Consider the following 15,392-nt stretch of genomic DNA (forward strand, 5'->3'; position numbering starts at 1 on the left):
CCGCTGATCGCGGGGCGCCTCAGTGGTGGAAGCCGGTGGCCGCCTGCTTGTCCCTGGTCAGGGGATGCGGCTGCCGGCGCAGCTCCGGCAGCAGACGCGACAGGTCGTCCACGAACAGGTCGGCCAGGTCGTGCGAGAAGCCGTTGCGGCACACGATCCGCAGCACGGACAGGTCCTCACGGTTGGCCGGGAAGGTGTACGCGGGCACCAGCCAGCCGCTCTCGCGCAGCCGGCGGGAGACGTCGAAGACGTCGTACGCCGTGACGTCGTCGCCCGTGGTCAGCGCGAACACCGGCAGCTGGTCGCCGCGCGTGAGCAGCCGGAAGTCGCCGAGCGCCTCGATCCGGTCCGCGAGCGAGCCGGCCACGTCCCGCGTGGACTGCTGCACCGCGCGGTAGCCCTCCCGGCCCAGCCGCAGGAAGCTGTAGTACTGCGCGACCACCTGCGCGCCGGGCCGCGAGAAGTTCAGGGCGAAGGTCGGCATGTCGCCGCCCAGGTAGTTGACCCGGAAGACGAGCTCCTCCGGCAGCGCCTCCGCGTCCCGCCACAGCGCCCAGCCGACGCCCGGATACACCAGGCCGTACTTGTGCCCCGAGGTGTTGATCGAGGCCACGCGCGGGAGGCGGAAGTCCCACACCAGGTCCTCGTCCAGGAAAGGCGCCACCATCCCGCCGGACGCGCCGTCCACATGCACCGGGACGTCGAGACCGGTGCGCTCCTGGAGGGCGTCCAGCGCGGCGCAGAGCTCCGCGATCGGCTCGTAGGAGCCGTCGAAGGTGGAGCCGAGGATGCCGACCACCCCGATGGTGTTCTCGTCGCACAGCTCGGCCGCCGCCTGCGGATCCAGGTGGAAGCGGTCGCCCTCCATCGGCACCAGCCGGGCCTCGACCTCCCAGAAGTTGCAGAACTTCTCCCAGCAGACCTGCACGTTGATGCCCATGACCAGATTGGGCCGCGCGCCCGGATAGCGGTCGGCGTTCCGCTGCGTCCAGCGTCGCTTCAGCGCCATTCCGGCGAGCATGCACGCCTCGCTCGACCCGGTCGTCGAACAGCCCACGGCTGCCGCGGGGTCCGGCGCGTTCCACAGGTCGGCGAGCATCGCCACGCAGCGCCGCTCCAGCTCGGCCGTGCGCGGGTACTCGTCCTTGTCGATCATGTTCTTGTCCCGGCACTCCGCCATGAGGACCCCGGCCTGCGGCTCCATCCAGGTGGTGACGAACGTGGCAAGGTTCAGCCGGGAGTTGCCGTCCAGCATCAGTTCGTCGTGCACCAGCTGGTACGCGGTGGACGGGGCCAGCGGGGCGTCCGGGAGCCGGTGCGTGGGCGGCGCCTCGGTCATGCCGCCGACCGGATTGGCCTCCCCGAAGAACGGGTTGACCGACATCACCCGCTGCTGGTGCTTCTCGGGACCTTTGTGCAGGGCCATGAACATGCCTCCTCGAACGGGTATTCAGCGGATCGGGGTGCCGTCGTCCCGCAGCTGCATCTGCGGCCGCCCGGTCACCAGCAGCCAGGCCGGCAGCGACGCGATGCACAGCAAGGCCAGGACGGCGGGCGACGCGACCAGGACGGCGGCGGTGAACAGGCTCACCCAGCCCTGCCGGGTGATCGCCAGAAGAATGCCCAGAACTCCCGTCGCCACGCCGAGTGCCGGCTGGACGGCCGGGACGAGCGCGTGGGCGCACAGGCCCAGGGCCGTGCCGACGAACACGGACGGGAAGATCCGGCCGCCCCGGAAACCGCAGGACGCGGCGACCAGCAGCGCGGCCAGCTTCACGACGGCCATCGTCGCGAACTGCCCCGCCGACCAGCCCTCCGGGTCGCGCGCCAGCACCCCGACCTCCGACAGGCCCTTGAACAGCGTCAGATGGCCGCCGAGGGCCGCCAGAGCGCCCAGGACGAGTCCACCGGCCGGAAGCATCAGCATCGGGTGGCGCAGTCCCAGGAAGGCTTTGTGGATGTACGGGAAGGCGTACACGGCGCACATGCCGAGCACCGCCGACGCCGACGCGATCACGAGCGCCGCCACCAGGTCCTGCCAGTGCGGGTGGCCCAGGGTCGGCAGGCCCAGGTCGAAGGTCGGATGGAAGACCAGGGTGGTCGTCATGGCCCCGAACGCGCCGGCGGTCAGGGGGGCGAACACGTTGTCCCACAAGCGTCCCCGCATCGGCCGTCCGGCCAGCGCCTCCGAGACGACCAGCGCGGCCGCCAGCGGCGTACCGAACAGCGCGCCGATCGTCGCCGCCTCGGCCAGCACCGGCCACAGGGCGCCCGGCGTCCGGGGCAGGAAGCGCCGGCCGAGCCAGACCGCGAGGGCCACGTTCACGGCGATGATCGGGTTCTCCGGGCCGAGGCTCGGGCCGCCGGCCAGCATGAGCCCGGTCGCCAGCACCAGACCCGGCAGCACGACGGGCGGCATCGTCCGGGCGTCCAGGCCGAGCGTGGCCGGATCGGGCCCCGCGTGACCGGGGACCTTCCAGACCACCAGCCCCACGGCGAACCCGGTCGCCACGAGCATGACGAACATCCACAGCACCGAGTAGCGGCCCACCCCGAGCGCGTCCGGCAGCGGTCCCCACAGCACGTGCTGGAGCTGCTCCGCCGCCGTGCTCACGCCGACGAAGACCAGGCTGGCCACGACGCCCACGAGTGCGGCGGGCAGGATGAGCGGCAGCAGAGCCCGCGCGGGAGCCGTATGAGCGGTCGTGGGCGCCTGCTGCGCGGTCTCTTGGGCCACGGGCTCACCATAAGCGGACAGAACACCCACAACATCCCGAACGGATTCCGGCTTGCACCTCACGTGACGTGAGGCCTCAGCGTGGAGGACGTACCGACCGAAGGAGCGGAAGAAGTGAGCTACTCCGTGGGACAGGTCGCGGGGTTCGCCGGGATCACGGTGCGCGCCCTGCACCACTACGACGAGATCGGCCTGCTCGTACCCAGCGAGCGCACGCACGCCGGCCACCGGCGCTACAACGACGCCGACCTCGACCGGCTCCAGCAGATCCTGTTCTACCGGGAACTCGGCTTCCCGCTCGACGAGGTCGCGGTCCTGCTCGACGACCCGGACGTGGACCCGCGCGCACACCTGCGCCGCCGGCACGAACTGCTGACCGCCCGGATCGAGAAGCTGCAGAACATGGCCGCGGCCGTGGAGCACGCCATGGAGGCACGCAAGATGGGCATCAACCTCTCTCCGGAGGAGCGGTTCGAGGTGTTCGGGGACAAGGACCCCGAGCAGTACCGCGAGGAGGCCGAGCAGCGCTGGGGCGACACCGCGGCGTACACCGAGTCGCAGCGCCGGGCCGCCACGTACACCAAGGAGGACTGGAAGCGCATCCAGGCCGAGGTCGACGACTGGCAGGAGCGGTACGCCGCCCTGGTGTCCGCCGGCGGGCAGCCGTCCGGCGAGGCGGCCATGGACCTGGCCGAGGAGCACCGGCAGCACATCAGCAGGTGGTACTTCGAGGTGCCGTACGAGATGCACCGCTGCTTCGCCGAGATGTACGTCTCCGACGAGCGCTTCAAGGCGTACTACGACACCATGCGCGCGGGCCTCGCCGAGCACCTGCGCGACGCGATCCTCGCCAACGCCGACCGCCACGGCTCCTGACCGGTCCCGGCCCGGGTGTGCACGCGGTCACTCCCGGGCCAGGACCACCGCCGTGCCGTAGGCGCACACCTCGGTCCCCACGTCGGCTGCCTCCGTCACGTCGAACCGGAACGCGAGCACCGCGTTCGCTCCACGCGCGCGTGCCTGCTCCACCAGGCGTTCCATGGCCTGGTTGCGGGTCTGCACCAGCGTCTTGGTGAGCCCCTTCAGCTCGCCGCCGATCATCGACTTCAGTCCGGCGCCGATCTGGCTTCCGATGTGCCGCGAGCGCACGGTGAGACCGAAGACCTCGCCGATCACCTGCTGCACCCGGTGACCGGGCACGTCGTTCGTCGTCACGACCAGCACGTCCGGCTGGGGTCCCTGGCCGCCGCCGTAGTCATCGAGTCCCATGAGTCACAGCTTTCTCCCAGTCGTCCCACAGTGCATCCTGAAGACACCGCTGGAACCTGGGGCGGTCACATCACGTTGATAGCTTTGTGCGGCCTTCCACGGCAGACCAGCCGCCGTAGCCGTTTTCACCCCTCAGGAGCCCGGACCCGTGATGACACTCGCCCTCGGCCCGAGCTGGCTGGACCCCAACCATCTGCTCAACACCTACAGCATCTGGGGCTTGCTGCTCGTCATCTTCGCCGAGTCCGGCCTGCTCATCGGGTTCTTCCTGCCGGGCGACTCCCTGCTGTTCACCTGCGGGCTGCTGATCACCTCCCACCAGATGCACTTCCCGCTGTGGGGTGCGATCGCCCTGATCTGCCTCGCCGCGATCCTCGGCGACCAGACGGGCTACATGTTCGGCAAGAAGGTCGGCCCGTCCCTGTTCAACCGCCCGGACTCCCGCCTGTTCAAGCAGGAGAACGTCACCAAGGCGCACGAGTTCTTCGAGAAGTACGGCCCGAAGTCCCTGGTCCTGGCCCGCTTCGTGCCGATCGTGCGCACCTTCACACCGATCATCGCGGGCGTCAGCGGCATGAAGTACCGCTCGTTCCTGGTCTTCAACGTCATCGGCGGCGTCCTGTGGGGCGCGGGCGTCACCCTGCTCGGCTCCTGGCTCGGCAATCACGCCTTCGTCAAGAACAACATCGAGGCGATCCTGATCCTGATCGTCCTCGTCTCCGTGGTTCCGGTCGTGATCGAGTTCCTGCGGGCCCGCGGCAAGGAGAAGAAGGCCGCCGCCGCGTCCGCCGCGTCCGCGGCGCAGGCCCCGCAGCAGCCCCAGGCCCCCCAGTACCAGCAGCCGCCGGTGATGGACACCGCGACCACCCAGCTGCGCCGCGTCGAGCAGGACGAGGCCTACGGGCAGGAGCAGGAGTACTGGAACCAGGGTTACGACCAGCAGCAGCAGCACGACCAGCAGCAGTACCCACAGGAGCAGTACCAGCAGCACCAGCACCAGCACCAGCACCAGCAGCAGTACGCGCAGCAGCACCAGCAACACCACCAGCAGCAGTACCCGCAGCAGCAGTACGACCGGAACCCGTACGACCGGAACCCGTACGACCGGAACCCGTACGACCGGAACCCGTACGACCGGAACCCGTACGACCAGAACCCGTACGGCGAGAGCTCCTACGGCGAGAGCTCGTACGACCAGCACCAGTACCCCTACGACCACCGCCGGCAGTAGCCGCCCCAGAACCTCTCAGGCCGCCTAGAAACCCCTGGTCCGCTTGGCGGCCCGGCGCTTCCCGGGGGAGCCGACGCGCAGGAACAGCCGGAAGACCTCCGAGCCCAGATTGACCCCGATGGCGATGGCCATCGCCAGAGACGCCGCGTTGGCCAGGGACACCAGCCCCTTGTCGATCTGGTTCTGGGCCATGTTCAGCAGCCCGAAGTAGGTGGCCGAACCGGGCAGCAACGGCCCGATCGCGGCCGTCGTGTAGGGCAGCGCCGACGCGAACCGGTACCGCGACAGCAGCTGCCCGAAGAGACCGACCAGCCCGGCCGCCGCGGCCGTCGCGGCCACCGGCGAGATGTCGGCGACGTAGTGCATCGCGCCGTACACCGTCCACGCCACGCCCCCGTTGAGCGTCACCCACAGCACCGTCGACCGCTCCTGCTGGAGCAGCACCGCGAACGTCAGCGACAGCAGCATCGACGCCGCGATCTGCACCAGCGGCCGTTCGTTGATGATCAGCGCCGCGTCCGGGTTCAGCTTGCCGCCGACCTTCACGCCGAAGTACAGGACGACCAGCACGCCGGTGACGATGCCGACGAAGAAGTACATGACCTCCAGCAGACGTGCGGAGGCGGTGATGTAGAAGCCGGTCAGGCCGTCCTGGACGCCCGCCACCAGCGCCCGTCCCGGCAGCAGCGCGAACAGCCCACCGGTGACGACCGCGGACGCCTTCACGTCGACGTGCGCCAGCGCGAACGCCACCCCGATCGCGGCGGGCGGCATCGCGGCGACCGTGAACTGGTAGAACTCCGGCAGCCCGCGCCCCGCGCACAGCCAGGCCAGCCGGTCGCCGAGCATCGCGCCCACCGCGGCGGCGACGAACACGATCAGGTCACCGCCGACCAGCACGGAGGCCGCACCGGCCAGCAGACCGCTGGCCAGGGTCAGCGCCCAGCCGGGGTAGGGGTGCCGGTTGCGGCGGATCTCCGCCAGCCGCCGGTAGGCCTCTTCGAGGGAGACATGCGCCTCCGGGTCGGTCAGGTCGTCCACCAGCCGGAACACGGCCGTGAGCCGGGTGTAGTCGGTGCCGCGCCGCCGTACCGTCCGGGACGCCGTCACCGGGTCCTCCACCAGCGACGGCTGGTGCGAGATCGACAGCAGCGTGAAGGTGACGTTCGGCTCGCAGCGGTCCAGGCCGTAGGAGCGGCACACCGCGAACATCGCGGCCTCCACGTCCTCCGCGCCCTCGCCTCCGGCCAGCAGCAGCTCCCCGATACGCAGCGTCAGGTCGAGGACGCGCGGAACCGCCGGCCCCTCCTCCTCGCTGCGCTGCACCTGCTCCGGCGCGGGCCGCTCGGTCACCGGCATGCGCAGCATCGTGCGCATCCGGTCCTGCCAGGGCGCGTCCTTGATCAGACTGACCAGCGGCACTCCGGTGGCCGGAGTGAACGCCGCCGGGGCGTCCTGGGCGCTGTAGGTGCGCGGCGGACTGAACGCCGACCCCTCCGGCTCGGGGTGCGGCGGCTGCGGCGTCTCCAGCCCCTCCGGCACGGCGAACTCGGAGGTGGTCTCCGACTCACCGACCGTCTTCTGGACGTCGAGACCCGCTGGGATGGCGAACTCGGACGTGATCTCCGGGTCGTACCGAGCCTCGTCCGACCGGGGCTTGCGGTCCTCCGCCTCCGTCACCTCGCACCGCTCCCTGAATGACGCCTTCCGTACGGCTCAGTATGCGCACACGTACCCGGAGGAGCCGCACACGTGCCTGGACGGACCGCACACGTGCGGGGACGGGAACGGGCCGCACGCAGGCGCGTGCGGCCCGTTCCCGGAAAGCGTGGGACTTCAGTGACCGCCCTGCTCCTCGAAGCGCTTGTACGACCGCTCGATCTCCGCCTCGGCGTCCGTGCGACCCACCCAGTTGGCACCCTCGACCGACTTGCCGGGCTCCAGGTCCTTGTACACCTCGAAGAAGTGCTGGATCTCCAGGCGGTCGAACTCCGACACGTGGTGGATGTCGCGCAGGTGCTCCACTCGCGGGTCGGTGGCCGGCACGCACAGCAGCTTGTCGTCGCCGCCCGCCTCGTCCGTCATGCGGAACATGCCGATCGCACGGCACTTGATCAGGCAGCCCGGGAAGGTCGGCTCGTCCAGGATGACCAGCGCGTCCAGCGGGTCGCCGTCCTCGCCGAGGGTGTTCTCGACGAAGCCGTAGTCGGTCGGGTAGGCGGTCGAGGTGAAGAGACGACGGTCCAGGCGGATCCGACCGGTCTCGTGGTCCACCTCGTACTTGTTGCGCGAACCCTTCGGGATCTCGATCGTGACGTCGAACTCCACCGGTGGCTCCTCCATGATCAGCACATAGTTCTGGTGGTTAAGTGTCCCTCACGCAGGTGTGTGATCGCGAAAGGGGCTGGTGGTCGTGCCAGAGCTGAGGCCTTGGCGAGCCGCGAGACCGCAGGTGGAGCGGATCGCGAACGCCGTACGACCGCGTCTGGCGCGGGCCGCGCAGGCCGCCGAGCCGCGGGTTGCGCGGTTGACGCGGACACTGCGGCCCAGGGCCGTGTCCCTGCCCCCGAGGCGTCCGCGGGCGACCAGGACCTGGCAGTACACCGCGGGCGCCGCCACCGCCGGCCTCGCGCTCGCCGCCGGTGTGGTGACCGCGGCCGGCCCCTGGGACGCCAACGGCCAGCGTACGGCCGAGCGGGACCGGGCAGCCTCCCTGCAACGGGCAGGTGGCACAGATCACGGCCGGGCCGGTACGACGCGGACGGCGCCCCGGCCCGCGCCGAGCGCCGGACCTGTCCTGGTGGGCCTGGACGGCCCCGCGGCCGCCTTCGGCACCCTGAAGGCCGCACCGGGCGAAAGGGCGCTCTCCGACGTCCTGAGGCCCCTCCTGGACGCCTCCGCGCTGGGCGCCACCCGTACGGCCTCCGTCATCGACCTGACCACCGGCCGGCGTCTCTACGACGTCGCCGGGGACAAGGCCCTCACCCCGGCCTCCACCACCAAGATCGCCACCGCCGTCGCCGCGCTGTCCGCCCTGGGCCCCGACCACCGCTTCACCACCCGCACCGCCCTCGAACCCGACACCGGCGAGCTCGTCCTGGTCGGCGGCGGCGACCCCACCCTCACCGCCCGCCGGAACACCGGCGGCTGGGCCGGCCTGCGCGAGCTCGCGGCGGACACCGCGAAGGCACTGCGCAAGCGCGGCGTGCACAAGGTCACGCTCTCCTACGACACCACCCTGTACTCCGGCCCCTCCCTGCACCCCATCGGCGTCAACGAGAACCTCGCCCCCGTCACCGCCCTCACCGCCGACGAGGGCCGCACCGACGGCTCCGGCAAAGGCCCGGCGCCCCGCGTGGCCGACCCGGCGAAGGACGCGGCCACGAAGTTCGAGGGCTTCCTCGAGGACGCCGGCATCACCACCACACCGCCCGGGCCCTCGAAGGCCACCACGCGCGCGCAGACCCTCGCCACGGTGTCCTCGCCCCCGCTGTCCGACATCGTCGAGCGCATGCTGACCAACAGCGACAACGACATCGCCGAGGCCCTGGCCCGCCAGACGGCCCTCACGAGCGGCGAACCGGGCAGCTTCGACGGCGGCGCCGAGGCGATCTCCGCCCGGCTGACCAAGCTGGGCCTGCCGATGGCCGGCGCCTCCTTCCACGACGGCAGCGGCCTCGACCGCGACGACCGGCTCACCCCCGACCTGCTCACCGCCCTCCTGGCCACCGCCGGCGACCCCGCCCGCCCCGGCCTGCGCCCCGTCCTCACCGGGCTGCCCGTGGCCGGCTTCACCGGTACCCTCGCCGACCGCTACACCGACAGCGCGGCAGGCGTCGTACGCGCCAAGACCGGCACCCTCACCGGGGTGAACACCCTCGCCGGGACCGTCGTCGACGCCGACGGCCGCCTCCTGGCCTTCGCCTTCATGGCGTCCGGCACGACGGACCCCCTCGCGGCCGAGGCGGCTCTGGACAGGACGGCGACGGCGCTGGCGGCCTGCGGCTGCAGCTAGTGCCGCGACCGGGCCGCCGGGCGGACACGGCCCGCCGCCGGGGATGCCCGGCCCCGGTCCCGGCACCCCTGCCGTGCTTCCATGGCCTGCCTCAAATAGGAACGTTCCCGTACGGTTGACGACATGACTGGCTTCGGTGGCACCACATCTCCCGGGATGGTCGACTGGAACCTCGCGGTGGCGACCGCGACACGGCTCGTACGACCGGGCCCCGACGTCAGCCGCGACGAGGCCCGCGCCGTCGTCGCGGAGCTGCGCCGGCACGCGAAAGCCTCGGAGGAGCACGTCCGGGGCTTCACTCGTATGGGCACCGACGAGATCCACGACACCCCCGTCCTCGTTGTCGACCGTCCCGGCTGGGTCCGCGCCAACGTGGCCGGCTTCCGCGAGATCCTCAAACCGCTGCTGGAGAAGCTGCAGGAACGGCGCGCCGGCAACCCCGCGGGCGCGGTCCTCGGCACCGTCGGCGGCAAGGTCACCGGCGTCGAACTCGGCATGCTGCTGTCGTTCCTGTCCTCCCGCGTCCTCGGCCAGTACGAGACCTTCGCCCCGTCCACGCGGGAACTCCCGGCCGGCGAGAACGGCGGCGGCCGGCTCCTCCTCGTCGCCCCCAACATCGTCCACGTCGAGCGCGAACTCGACGTCGACCCGCACGACTTCCGCATGTGGGTGTGCCTGCACGAGGAGACCCACCGCACCCAGTTCACCGCCGTGCCCTGGCTGCGCGACCACCTCGAGGGCGAAATCCAGTCGTTCTTGGCGGAGACCGACGTCGACCCGATGACCTTCCTGGAGCGCATCAGGGACGCCGCCCAGTCCCTCGCCGGAGGCCGCCCCGAGGGCGAGGAGGAGGACGGGGGCCGCTCCTTCGTGGAACTGGTGCAGACCCCCGCCCAGCGCGAGATCCTCGGCCGCCTCACGGCCGTGATGAGCCTCCTGGAGGGCCACGCCGACTACGTGATGGACGGCGTCGGCCCCAGCGTCGTACCGACCGTGGCGGAGATCCGAGAGAAATTCCAGCAGCGCCGCGCCAAGGGCGCCTCCCGCCTCGACCTCGCCCTGCGCAAGCTGCTCGGTCTGGACGCCAAACTCAGGCAGTACCGGGACGGGGAACGGTTCGTACGGGCCGTCGTCGAACAGGCCGGCGTCGACGGCTTCAACCGCGTGTGGACCTCGCCCAACACCCTGCCCACCAAGGCGGAGATCGCCAAACCGGCGGACTGGGTCGCGCGGGTGCACCGCAAGGCCGAGTCGTGAACGGCATGGACACGTCGTGAAATGAATCCGGCCGACGGCAGGCGAACGCCCCTCCAATCACCCGTCCGAGGGACCGTGAGCCATGCGTAGGCGTGCAATGCTCGGGGAACCGCCCGCTTCTGTCACCATCTACACACTCTGAGTGACCGGACTCGGGCTCACCCCCCGAAAACTTCATGAAGGGAACCGGACATGGGTCCCCATCCTGCGGTCGCGGCGATACGCCTGGCGGTCCGCCGCGCCCTCCACGACATCCTCAACAACCACCACACATCCGGCGGCCCAGCCCCGCAGGCCCCCGGCGAGCCCCCGCACCGGACAGCCGAGCGGCTCCCCTCCCCGCTCGTGCTCGTCGCGTGCTCCGGCGGCGCCGACTCCATGGCCCTGGCTTCCGCCCTCGCCTTCGAGGCGCCCAAGCTCGGCATCCGCGCCGGCGGCGTCACCGTCGACCACGGCCTCCAGCCCGGCTCCGACCTCCGCGCCGACGAGGTCGTCCTGCGCCTGCGCGAACTCGGCCTCGACCCCGTCGAGTCCGTCGCGGTGACCGTCGGCCGCGAAGGCGGCCCCGAGGCAGCCGCCCGCGACGCCCGCTACGCCGCCCTCGACACCGTCGCCGAACGCCACGGCGCCACCGCGGTCCTGCTCGGCCACACCCGCGACGACCAGGCCGAAACCGTCCTGCTCGGCCTCGCCCGCGGCTCCGGCATCCGCTCCCTGTCCGGGATGGCCGCGGTCTCGGGGGCCGACGGCCGTTACCGGCGCCCCTTCCTGGGGCTCGACCGGCAGACCGCCCGCAAGGCCTGCATGGTCCAGTCACTCCACGTCTGGGACGATCCTCACAACACCGACCCCGCCTACACCCGCTCCCGGCTGAGGCACGAAGGCCTGCCCGCCCTGGAGAAGGCCCTCGGCAAAGGCGTCGTGGAGGCCCTCGCCCGCACCGCCCAGCTCTCCCGCGACGACGCCGACGCCCTCGACACCTGGGCCAGCCAGGCCGAGGCCTCCGTACGCGACGCCACAGGGCTGCTGGAGTGCGCCAAGCTGTACGCCCTCCCGCCCGCCGTGCGCCGCCGCATCCTGCGCCGCGCCGCCATCGAGGCCGGTGCCCCGGCCGGTTCGCTGTTCGCCCGCCACATCGAGGAAGTCGACCGCCTGATCACCGGCTGGCGCGGCCAGGGAGCCATCAATCTCCCGGGCAAAGTCGTCGCCCAGCGGCAGGGTGGCAGACTGGTGATTCGGCAAGGCTGAATCCCGGCCCCGCGGAGCGACCCTCCGGCGGCCGGTCCGGGCAGCCGGTGGCCGTGACCTACGGCCGTAAGTGCGGGACGACCGAAAGTGATGCGGGTGGACGCGAAAGACATGGGTGCCGACCTCCAGCAGGTGCTCATCACCAAGGAAGAGATCGACGCGAAGCTGGCCGAGCTGGCCGCGAAGATCGACGCGGAGTACGCGGGCAAGGACCTGCTCATCGTCGGCGTCCTCAAGGGCGCCGTGATGGTCATGGCGGACCTCGCCCGGGCGCTGTCCACCCCCGTCACCATGGACTGGATGGCCGTGTCCTCCTACGGCGCGGGCACCCAGTCCTCCGGTGTCGTGCGGATCCTCAAGGACCTCGACACCGACATCAAGGGCAGGCACGTCCTGATCGTCGAGGACATCATCGACTCCGGCCTGACCCTGTCCTGGCTGATCAACAACCTCGGCTCGCGCGAGCCCGCCTCGCTGCAGGTCTGCACCCTGCTGCGCAAGCCCGACGCCGCCAAGGTCGCCATCGACGTCGAGTGGGTCGGCTTCGACATCCCCAACGAGTTCGTCGTCGGCTACGGCCTCGACTACGCCGAGAAGTACCGCAACCTGCCGTTCGTCGGTACGCTCGCGCCTCACGTCTACGGCGGCTGAGCCGGCCGGCTCAAGCCTTGTAGGACGATCGGGAACCCCGGCGGGTTCCACGCCGTTGAAGCATGCAGAGACGGGTTTCCCAGCCGCCGAAGCGACTTCGTGCGGCTTCGGACCACCGCGCTGGGGTACCGTCAGAAGAACTGTCTTATCAAACTCACTATGGCAGGAGGGACGGGGCGACACCGCTCCGTATGGATGGACGTGAAGCGATACTTCCGTGGGCCGGTCATGTGGATCGTGCTGGCCGTCCTTGCCGTGGTCGTGTTGATGCAGGTCGTCGGCTCGTCCGGCGGCTACAAGACGGTGGACACCGGCCAGGTCGTTGCGGCGATCAACGACAACAGGGTCCAGTCGGCCAAGCTCACCACCGGTGACGAGCAGAGCATCAAGGTCACGCTCAAGGACGGCCAGAAGGTCCAGGGCAGCTCGAAGATCCAGGCGAGCTACATCGGCGACCAGGGCGTGACCATCGCCGGCACGCTGCAGACCAAGTACCAGGACAAGCAGATCCCGGACGGCTACACGGTCTCGCCGTCCAAGCAGAACCCGTTCGTCGGCGTCCTGCTCTCCCTGCTGCCCTTCGTCCTCATCGTGGTCGTCTTCCTGTTCCTGATGAATCAGATGCAGGGCGGCGGCTCCCGGGTGATGAACTTCGGCAAGTCCAAGGCCAAGCTCATCACCAAGGACACCCCGAAGACGACGTTCGCCGACGTCGCCGGCTGTGACGAGGCCGTCGAGGAACTCCACGAGATCAAGGAGTTCCTGCAGGAGCCCGCCAAGTTCCAGGCCGTCGGCGCCAAGATCCCCAAGGGCGTGCTGCTCTACGGCCGCCCGGGCACCGGCAAGACCCTGCTCGCGCGTGCCGTCGCGGGCGAGGCGGGCGTCCCCTTCTACTCGATCTCCGGCTCCGACTTCGTCGAGATGTTCGTCGGTGTCGGTGCCTCCCGCGTCCGCGACCTGTTCGAGCAGGCCAAGGCGAACGCCCCGGCGATCGTCTTCGTCGACGAGATCGACGCGGTCGGCCGTCACCGCGGCGCCGGCCTCGGCGGCGGTCACGACGAGCGCGAGCAGACCCTGAACCAGCTGCTCGTAGAGATGGACGGATTCGACGTCAAGGGCGGTGTGATCCTCATCGCCGCCACGAACCGACCCGACATCCTCGACCCGGCGCTGCTGCGCCCCGGTCGCTTCGACCGCCAGATCGCGGTCGACCCGCCGGACCTGCAGGGCCGTCTGGAGATCCTCAAGGTCCACCAGAAGGGCAAGCCGGTCGCGCCCGACGTCGACCTGGCCGCCGTCGCCCGCCGCACGCCCGGCATGACCGGCGCCGACCTGGCGAACGTGCTGAACGAGGCGGCCCTGCTGACCGCCCGCGGCGATCAGAAGCTGGTCGACAACAAGGCGCTGGACGAGGCGATCGACCGCGTGGTCGCGGGCCCGCAGAAGCGGACCCGGATCATGTCGGACAAGGAGAAGAAGATCACCGCGTACCACGAGGGCGGTCACGCCCTGGTCGCGGCGGCCTCGCCGAACTCCGACCCGGTCCACAAGATCACGATCCTGTCCCGCGGCCGCGCCCTCGGCTACACGATGGTCCTGCCGGACGAGGACAAGTACTCGACCACGCGCAACGAGATGCTCGACCAGCTCGCCTACATGCTGGGCGGGCGCGCCGCCGAGGAACTGGTCTTCCACGACCCGACCACCGGCGCCGCGAACGACATCGAGAAGGCCACCAACCTGGCCCGCGCGATGGTCACCCAGTACGGCATGACCGAGCGGCTCGGCGCCATCAAGTTCGGCGGCGACAACAGCGAGCCCTTCCTCGGCCGTGAGATGGCTCACCAGCGCGACTACTCGGAAGAGGTCGCCGCGCTGGTCGACGAAGAGGTCAAGAAGCTCATCGAGACCGCGCACAACGAGGCCTGGGAGATCCTGGTCGAGAACCGCGACGTGCTCGACCAGCTCGTCCTTCACCTGCTGGAGAAGGAGACCCTGGGCAAGGAGGAGATCGCCGAGATCTTCGCCCCGATCGTCAAGCGCCCGCCGCGGCCCGCCTGGACCGGCTCGTCCCGCCGCACCCCGTCCACCCGCCCGCCGGTGCTCTCCCCGAAGGAGCTGGCACTGACCAACGGTGCGAACGGCGCGACGGCCGCCATCAGCACGGCCAAGTCCACCGCCACGGAGTCCGCTCCGGTGACGGACAAGACACCGGAGGACCGCCCGGAGAGCTGACGCCTTTCGGCCAAGCGGGCCCGGAATGAACGCCGCGTCTGCCAGGTTTTAGCCTGGTGGGCGCGGCGTTCGTATGTCCGCAGGACGGCGTGTGGCCGCCGCCACGCGCGAAGGCACAGGAACGAGGAACCAGATGACCGACCCGGTGACGCTTGACGGAGAGGGCCGCATCGGCGAGTTCGACGAGAAGCGCGCCGAGAACGCCGTACGGGAACTCTTGATCGCGGTCGGCGAGGACCCGGACCGCGAGGGGCTCAGGGAGACACCGGCGAGGGTGGCGCGTGCCTACAAGGAGATCTTCGCCGGGCTGTGGCAGACGCCCGAGGACGTGCTGACGACGACGTTCGACCTGGGCCACGACGAGATGGTGCTCGTGAAGGACATCGAGGTGTACAGCACCTGTGAGCATCATCTGGTCCCGTTCCGGGGCGTCGCCCACGTCGGTTACATCCCGTCCGTCTCCGGCAAGATCACCGGTCTGTCCAAGCTGGCCCGGCTGGTGGATGTCTACGCCCGCCGGCCGCAGGTGCAGGAACGACTCACCACGCAGATCGCGGACTCCCTGATGGAGATCCTGGAGCCGCGGGGCGTCATCGTGGTCGTCGAGTGCGAGCACATGTGCATGTCCATGCGCGGCATTCGCAAGCCGGGCGCGAAGACCATAACGTCCGCCGTGCGCGGTCAGCTGCGGGACGCGGCCACGCGGAACGAGGCCATGAGCCTGATCATGGCGCGCTGAACCGGCGTCT

At 70.4% G+C, this 15,392-nt stretch carries 13 protein-coding genes; 8 read left to right on the top strand and 5 right to left on the bottom strand.

All coding sequences use genetic code 11. The features are described from left to right. Window positions 1-19: 19 nt before the first annotated feature. Both ABZ919_RS24035 and ABZ919_RS24040 read right to left on the bottom strand, forming a co-directional pair. Complete coding sequence (locus ABZ919_RS24035) at window positions 20-1,426, bottom strand: glutamate decarboxylase (protein WP_361251288.1); 1,407 nt, start codon at window positions 1,424-1,426, stop codon at window positions 20-22. A 24-nt stretch (window positions 1,427-1,450) separates the two neighbouring features. Beyond that, a complete protein-coding gene (locus tag ABZ919_RS24040) occupies window positions 1,451-2,737 on the bottom strand; it encodes an ion channel protein (RefSeq protein ID WP_361251291.1) in 1,287 nt (428 codons plus the stop codon). A gap of 114 nt (window positions 2,738-2,851) precedes the next feature. On the opposite strand from ABZ919_RS24040, the gene ABZ919_RS24045 reads away from it, so the two are divergent. After that, window positions 2,852-3,613 carry a MerR family transcriptional regulator gene (locus tag ABZ919_RS24045; RefSeq protein WP_361251292.1) on the top strand — a complete coding sequence of 254 codons (762 nt, stop codon included), beginning with the start codon at window positions 2,852-2,854 and terminating at the stop codon, window positions 3,611-3,613. Window positions 3,614-3,640: 27 nt separating this feature from the next. On the opposite strand, the gene ABZ919_RS24050 is transcribed toward ABZ919_RS24045, so the two are convergent. Beyond that, window positions 3,641-4,006, bottom strand: coding sequence for a YbjQ family protein (locus ABZ919_RS24050; RefSeq protein WP_361251295.1), 366 nt, complete (start codon window positions 4,004-4,006; stop codon window positions 3,641-3,643). 148 nt (window positions 4,007-4,154) lie between these two features. Here ABZ919_RS24050 and ABZ919_RS24055 point away from each other — a divergent pair, with 148 nt between their 5' ends. After that, the gene (locus ABZ919_RS24055) at window positions 4,155-5,237 is read left to right on the top strand and encodes a VTT domain-containing protein (protein ID WP_361251298.1); all 1,083 of its coding nucleotides are present in this window, start codon (window positions 4,155-4,157) and stop codon (window positions 5,235-5,237) included. Between the two features lie 24 nt (window positions 5,238-5,261). Here ABZ919_RS24055 and ABZ919_RS24060 read toward each other — a convergent pair whose 3' ends face one another. Then, window positions 5,262-6,917, bottom strand: a complete 1,656-nt coding sequence (locus ABZ919_RS24060) for a threonine/serine exporter family protein (protein ID WP_361251301.1) — start codon at window positions 6,915-6,917, stop codon at window positions 5,262-5,264. 156 nt (window positions 6,918-7,073) lie between these two features. After that, window positions 7,074-7,565: an inorganic diphosphatase gene (locus ABZ919_RS24065; protein WP_055708033.1), complete on the bottom strand. Its 492-nt coding sequence runs from the start codon at window positions 7,563-7,565 to the stop codon at window positions 7,074-7,076. Between the two features lie 124 nt (window positions 7,566-7,689). Here ABZ919_RS24065 and dacB point away from each other — a divergent pair, with 124 nt between their 5' ends. The 6 genes from dacB to folE all read left to right on the top strand — a co-directional run bounded on the left by dacB (window position 7,690) and on the right by folE (window position 15,382). Then, the gene (gene dacB, locus ABZ919_RS24070; protein ID WP_361251469.1) at window positions 7,690-9,252 is read left to right on the top strand and encodes a D-alanyl-D-alanine carboxypeptidase/D-alanyl-D-alanine-endopeptidase; all 1,563 of its coding nucleotides are present in this window, start codon (window positions 7,690-7,692) and stop codon (window positions 9,250-9,252) included. A gap of 123 nt (window positions 9,253-9,375) precedes the next feature. Continuing rightward, complete coding sequence (locus ABZ919_RS24075; RefSeq protein WP_361251304.1) at window positions 9,376-10,509, top strand: zinc-dependent metalloprotease; 1,134 nt, start codon at window positions 9,376-9,378, stop codon at window positions 10,507-10,509. Between the two features lie 192 nt (window positions 10,510-10,701). After that, window positions 10,702-11,757, top strand: a complete 1,056-nt coding sequence (tilS, locus tag ABZ919_RS24080) for a tRNA lysidine(34) synthetase TilS (protein WP_361251306.1) — start codon at window positions 10,702-10,704, stop codon at window positions 11,755-11,757. A 90-nt stretch (window positions 11,758-11,847) separates the two neighbouring features. After that, window positions 11,848-12,408: a hypoxanthine phosphoribosyltransferase gene (hpt, locus tag ABZ919_RS24085; protein ID WP_361251309.1), complete on the top strand. Its 561-nt coding sequence runs from the start codon at window positions 11,848-11,850 to the stop codon at window positions 12,406-12,408. Window positions 12,409-12,603: 195 nt separating this feature from the next. Beyond that, on the top strand, window positions 12,604-14,643 hold the full coding sequence (gene ftsH / locus ABZ919_RS24090) for an ATP-dependent zinc metalloprotease FtsH (protein ID WP_361251312.1): 2,040 nt from the start codon (window positions 12,604-12,606) through the stop codon (window positions 14,641-14,643). Between the two features lie 133 nt (window positions 14,644-14,776). Then, the gene (gene folE / locus ABZ919_RS24095; protein WP_361251314.1) at window positions 14,777-15,382 is read left to right on the top strand and encodes a GTP cyclohydrolase I FolE; all 606 of its coding nucleotides are present in this window, start codon (window positions 14,777-14,779) and stop codon (window positions 15,380-15,382) included. Window positions 15,383-15,392 lie beyond the last annotated feature (10 nt).

It is taken from the genome of Streptomyces sp. NPDC046759, assembly GCF_040645475.1.
Lineage (GTDB): Bacteria > Actinomycetota > Actinomycetes > Streptomycetales > Streptomycetaceae > Streptomyces.